This window comes from Parafannyhessea sp., assembly GCF_051876455.1.
In the GTDB taxonomy this organism is placed as follows: domain Bacteria; phylum Actinomycetota; class Coriobacteriia; order Coriobacteriales; family Atopobiaceae; genus Parafannyhessea.
In genome coordinates, this window is record NZ_JBJEHW010000005.1 from 1 (window position 1) to 5,208 (window position 5,208).

Below are 5,208 nucleotides of genomic sequence, written 5' to 3' on the forward strand. Positions count from 1 at the left end.
GGTCATGGTCATCGCGGCGCTGCTCGCCGTGATCGTGGCCAACTCGCCGGCGTACGGGGCCGTGCACGAGTTCCTCGAGATGCCGCTGGGGCTGAGGATCGGCTCCGCCTTCGTGGGGATCTCGCTCGAGGGCTTCGTGAACGACTTCCTGATGGCGATATTCTTCCTGCTCGTGGGAATCGAGCTCAAGTACGAGATGACCGTGGGCCAGCTGCGCAAGCCGCGCCAGGCGGCGCTGCCCATGCTCGCGGCCGTGGGCGGTGTGGCCGTTCCCGCCATCATCTACCTGCTGTTCAACCACGCGGGGGCGCCGCACGGCTGGGCCATCCCCATTGCCACGGACATCGCCTTCGCGCTGGGCGTCATGTCGCTCCTGGGCGACCGCGTGGCGCCTGAGACCAAGGTCTTCTTCCAGACGCTCGCCATCGCGGACGACATCCTGGCCATCGTGGTGCTCGCGCTGTTCTACGGGCAGACGCCGGACATCGCCTGGTGCGCGGCCTCGCTCGTGGTCGTCGTCCTTCTCGGCTGTCTCAACAAGGCGCGCGTGTACTCCGCCAAGCCGTACATGATCGTGGGGCTGGTGCTGTGGGTGTGCATGTACAACAGCGGCATCCACGCCACGCTCGCCGGCGTGATCCTGGCGTTCTTCCTGCCGTCGCGCTCCGACGTGCGGCTGGACAACCTGGGCGAGTGGCTGCAGTCCAAGGCGGCCATGCTCGAGGACGACTACGACGACGCCACGCACGTCCTGGGCCAGCACGAGTTCACGGCCTCGGCCAACAGGGTCGAGCGCATCATGCACCACGTGACGCCGCCGCTGCAGCGCGTTGAGCGCAACATATCGACCCCCGTCAACTTCGTGATCCTGCCGCTGTTCGCGTTTGCCAACGCACAGGTGCGCCTTGTGGGCGTCGACCTGGGGATGCTCCTGCACGACCCCGTCACGCAGGGCGTGTACCTGGGCGCCGTGCTGGGCAAGCCCATCGGCATCATCCTGGTGACGCTGCTGCTGGTCAAGATCGGCTTCGCCAAGCTGCCGCACAACGTGAGCTGGGACCAGATCGTTGCCGTGGGCATCATGGGCGGCATGGGCTTCACCATGTCCATCCTCATCGCGGGGCTCGCGTTCCCCAACCCGGAGGAGGTGCTCGGCGCAAAGTGCGCGATCCTGGCCGGCTCCATCACGGCTGGCGTGCTGGGAATCGTCTTCGTGCGCGTGCACGACGCCATCGCGAACCGCGGCCGGGACGACTCGGACGACGGCGACGACGAGCCGGACCCCGAGGACGAGATGGCCGACCAGGTGGAGGACATCGGGTAGGGGCTACGACACCGTCCCGTGCGTGTAGCCCCAGCCGTGTGCCGTGATGATGGAGTTGAGCTGGTTGCAGAGCGCCCGACGGGCATAGCGCCCGCTGGGGAGAAGGTCGATCACCTCGAGCAGGTCCTCGCCCAGATCGTCGATCTGGGCGCGCTCGAGGGCGTCCAGCTTGGTCACGCGCGTGGCGGGACCGTCCGCGAACAGCTCGTCCACGAGCGACTGCAGCTCCCCAAAGTCGGGTGCCTGCCTGCCGTCCGTGTAGGTGGCGTCCCAGTCTGCCATCGCTCTTCTCCCTTGCGCCTGGTTCCAAGGCCGCTGCGTGCCGCGCCGCCGCGGCATACGCGTATCGTGTCTTGACATATTATTACCGTATGAACCATCACGTGCAGGTGGCGATATACTTTCTGTCCAGTGCACACTTGGACCAAGGAGCAACCATGGCTAACGCCTACCAACAGATGACGACGGAGGAGCTGGATAGCGCGATCGAGCAGCTCCAAACCGAGGCAGACAAGCTAAAGGACGAGCACCTCGCGCTCGACATGGCGCGCGGCAAGCCCTCGCCCGAGCAGACCGCGCTCTCGCGCCCCATGCTCGACCTCATCAATTCCGACACGCCGCTCGTGGACGGCAACGCCGTGGTGGACAACTACGGCACGCCCGAGGGCCTGCCCTCCGCACGCAGGCTTGCGGCAGAGATCCTGGACGTCGACGCGGACAACGTCATCGTGTCCGGATCCTCGAGCCTCAACCTCATGCACGACCTCGTGACGCACGGCTTCACCAACGGCGTCGCGGGCAACAAGCCCTTCTACCAGCAGGGCGAGGTCAAGTGGCTCTGCCCGGCGCCCGGCTACGACCGCCACTTTGGCGTGACGGCGCACCTCGGCATCAAGAACGTCCCCGTCCCCATGCTCGAGGACGGTCCCGACATGGACGTGGTCCAGCGCCTGGTCGAGGGCGATCCCTCCGTCAAGGGCATCTGGTGCGTCCCCAAGTACGCCAACCCCACCGGCGTCACCTATTCCGACGAGGTCGTCCGCCGCTTCGCGTCGCTCGAGCCCGCCGCGCCCGACTTCCGCATCTACTGGGACAACGCCTACTGCGTGCACACGTTCGGCCCGGAGGAGGACCACCTACTCAACATCTTCGATGCGCTCGAGGAGGCGGGCAAGAGCGACCTGGTCTACGAGTTCGGCTCGACGGCAAAGGTCACGTTCCCGAGCTCCGGCATCGCGTTCGTAGCGGCCAGCAAGGACGACATCAAGGAGATCCGCAAGGCCTTCCAGGTCGAGCGCGTCAGCTCCGAGAAGTTCTCGCAGCTCGCACACGTGCTCTTCCTCAAGGACCTCGACGGCGTCAAGGCGCACATGGCAAAGCACGCCAAGATCGTGGGCCCGCGCTTCTCGCTCGTTGAGCAGAAGCTGACCGACGGCCTGGGCGAGCTGGGCGTCGCGACCTGGACGCACCCGCACGGCGGCTACTTCGTCTCGTTCGACGGCCCCAAGGGCTCTGCGCGCAAGATCGTCGCGCTCATGGCCGAGCTGGGCGTCAAGCTCACCCCGGCAGGCGCCACCTGGCCGTACGGCGACGACCCCAACGACACCAACATCCGCATCGCGCCGACGTACCCCTCGGTCGAGGACCTCGGCAAGGCGCTCGACGTCTTCGTCGTCGCGGTCAAGCTCGTCTCGGCCAGGCTCGCCAAGGCGGAGCGCGCGTAGCGCCGGTGCTCGCGACCACACACAGAACGCCCATGAGTTTCTGTAGAATGGACTTTCGCGTCCGCTACAGGGCGTACGCTCGTCTTGTCCCGCGCCAGTCGGCGTGGCTGTAGAAAGGTCTGACCGATGTCCAGCTCGGGAAGGAACAACAAGAAGCGCCTCGCGCGTGCCAAGGTCAAGTCCACGGAGCTTGACTCCGCGGAGAAGGACGGCTCCCTCAAGCCCAAGGCCGCTCCCACCAAGACCCCCGCACAGAAGCGCGCGGAGCGCAAGAAGCGCATCACGACCATCGTGGTCGCCGTCTTCGCGGTGATCATGGCGCTCGCGATGATGCTTCCCTCCTGCTCGGCCATCGCGTCCAACACCAACTCCAGCAGCTCCAGCAAGTCGAGCACGAGCGACAGCTCCAGCTCGAGCGACAGCTCGGACTCCAGCTCCAGCTCCAGCGACTCCTCGAGCTCGAGCTCGAGCACGTCCTCTACCACCTCGATCAAGAAGATCGACGCCAACTACAAGACGACGATCTCCGCGCTCGAGAAGAAGTACAAGAAGGACCCGGACGACCTCGCGACGCTCCTGAACCTCGGCAACGACTACATGGAGTGGGGCTACCAGGTATCGTCCTACGCCTCGACGGACACCGAGAAGGCGCACGTCAAGGAGGTGCTGGACAAGGCCATCGACTACTTCGACCAATACCTCAAGAAGAACGACTCGGACACCGTCAAGGTGTACCGTGCGCTCTGCCAGTTCTACGAGGGTGACACGGACGCCGCGCTCGCGGCCCTGCAGAAGATCACGCAGGACTCGCCCAAGTGCGCGCTTGCCTGGGCAAACCTGGGCCTCGTGTACGAGTCCAAGGGCGACACCGCGTCCGCCGAGGCCGCCTACAAGAAGGCCAAGAAGACCGACCCCAAGGACGAGTACGGTGCCAAGTCCTTCGCCAACCAGCGCCTCGCGGTCATCAAGGCGGAGGCGAGCGCGTCGACCTCCACGAGCACGACGAGCGGCACCAGCTCCACGTCCGGCACCGGCTCCGGCTCGAGCAGCACGGGCCTCTCCGGTGCGCTCGGCGGCCTGGGGCTTTCCAGCAGTAACTAGCAACAAAGGGGAGAAGAACATGAACGTCTCCACCAGCAAGACTGACACCGGCAGCAAGATCTCGGTCTCGGGCGAGGTCGACGTCTCCAACGCCTCCGGCCTTCGCGACGCCATCGACGCCGCGCTCGAGGAGAAGGCGCCCTCCATCGAGGTCGACCTCTCCCAGGTCAGCTACATAGACTCGACGGGCATCGGCGTCCTCGTGGGCGGCGTACACCGCGCGGCGGACGCGGGCCTGCACCTTTCCGTCTCCAACCCGCAGCGCAACGTCGCGCGCGTCCTCGACATGCTGGGCGTGAGCGGCGAGCTTGGAATCGGCGAGTAGCACACTCGACCACAATGACGCACTGGGAGGTGTGCCTTCGTGTTTGGTATCGGTGAGACAGAGCTTGCCCTCATCCTGATCTTCGCGTTCCTGATCTTCGGGCCCGACAAGCTTCCCAGCATGGGCAGGACCATCGGCCGCATGCTCAGGCAGTTCCGCGAGGCCCAGGAGGGCTTCACGGAGGTCGTGCAGACCGAGGTCATGGACCCGCTCAACAACGCCATGAACGAGCCCTTGGACGAAGACCAGAAGAAGCGCCACGCGGACCGCGCGGCCGCCATGGGCGAGGACGCAGACCTCGACTCCGACTCCGACGGCGCCGCCCCCAAGCGCGAGACGTTCGCAGAGCGCAGGGAGCGCCTCGAGCGCGAGCGTACGGAGGCCGAGAAGGGCGCGTCCACCGAGGACGAGGCTTCCTCCGAGGCCAAGGCCGCTCCCGCAGACGCGGACTCCGACTCCGATGCGGACCTCGACGCGGATGCCTCGTCCGACGCCGACGCGTCGAGCGACTCCGACACGGACGAGGACAAGCCCGAGCCCCGCAAGAGCGTCGCCTCGCTCTACGCCATGAAGGGCAAGCGCAAGGCACAGCCGCGCGAGAAGGACGAGGCCTCGGACTCGGACGCGGATGCGGACACTGACGCCGACTCCGATTCCGACGCGGACTCGGACGCCGATGCCCAGGAGGCACCCAGCGCCGCCGTCGACTCCGACGCGGACGTCGCCTCCGACGC

The 5,208-nt window shown here is 66.3% G+C and carries 6 protein-coding genes; 5 read left to right on the top strand and 1 reads right to left on the bottom strand.

The window, feature by feature from the left end; all coding sequences use genetic code 11:
- On the top strand, positions 1–1,324 hold a 1,324-nt coding region (gene nhaA / locus ACI38Z_RS00215), incomplete at its 5' end, for a Na+/H+ antiporter NhaA (RefSeq protein ID WP_439788178.1).
- A 3-nt stretch (positions 1,325–1,327) separates the two neighbouring features.
- On the opposite strand, the gene ACI38Z_RS00220 is transcribed toward nhaA, so the two are convergent.
- Positions 1,328–1,606 carry a hypothetical protein gene (locus tag ACI38Z_RS00220; RefSeq protein WP_439788179.1) on the bottom strand — a complete coding sequence of 93 codons (279 nt, stop codon included), beginning with the start codon at positions 1,604–1,606 and terminating at the stop codon, positions 1,328–1,330.
- A gap of 155 nt (positions 1,607–1,761) precedes the next feature.
- On the opposite strand from ACI38Z_RS00220, the gene ACI38Z_RS00225 reads away from it, so the two are divergent.
- The 4 genes from ACI38Z_RS00225 to ACI38Z_RS00240 form a co-directional block, all read left to right on the top strand.
- Positions 1,762–3,048, top strand: coding sequence for an aminotransferase (locus tag ACI38Z_RS00225; RefSeq protein WP_439788180.1), 1,287 nt, complete (start codon positions 1,762–1,764; stop codon positions 3,046–3,048).
- Positions 3,049–3,174: 126 nt separating this feature from the next.
- Positions 3,175–4,149 carry a tetratricopeptide repeat protein gene (locus ACI38Z_RS00230; protein ID WP_439788181.1) on the top strand — a complete coding sequence of 325 codons (975 nt, stop codon included), beginning with the start codon at positions 3,175–3,177 and terminating at the stop codon, positions 4,147–4,149.
- 19 nt (positions 4,150–4,168) lie between these two features.
- Positions 4,169–4,474 (top strand): STAS domain-containing protein, encoded by a 306-nt coding sequence (locus ACI38Z_RS00235; RefSeq protein WP_439788182.1) that lies wholly within the window; start codon positions 4,169–4,171, stop codon positions 4,472–4,474.
- 39 nt (positions 4,475–4,513) lie between these two features.
- Positions 4,514–5,208 (top strand): Sec-independent protein translocase subunit TatA/TatB (locus ACI38Z_RS00240; RefSeq protein WP_439788183.1); only part of this gene is annotated, 695 nt, incomplete at its 3' end.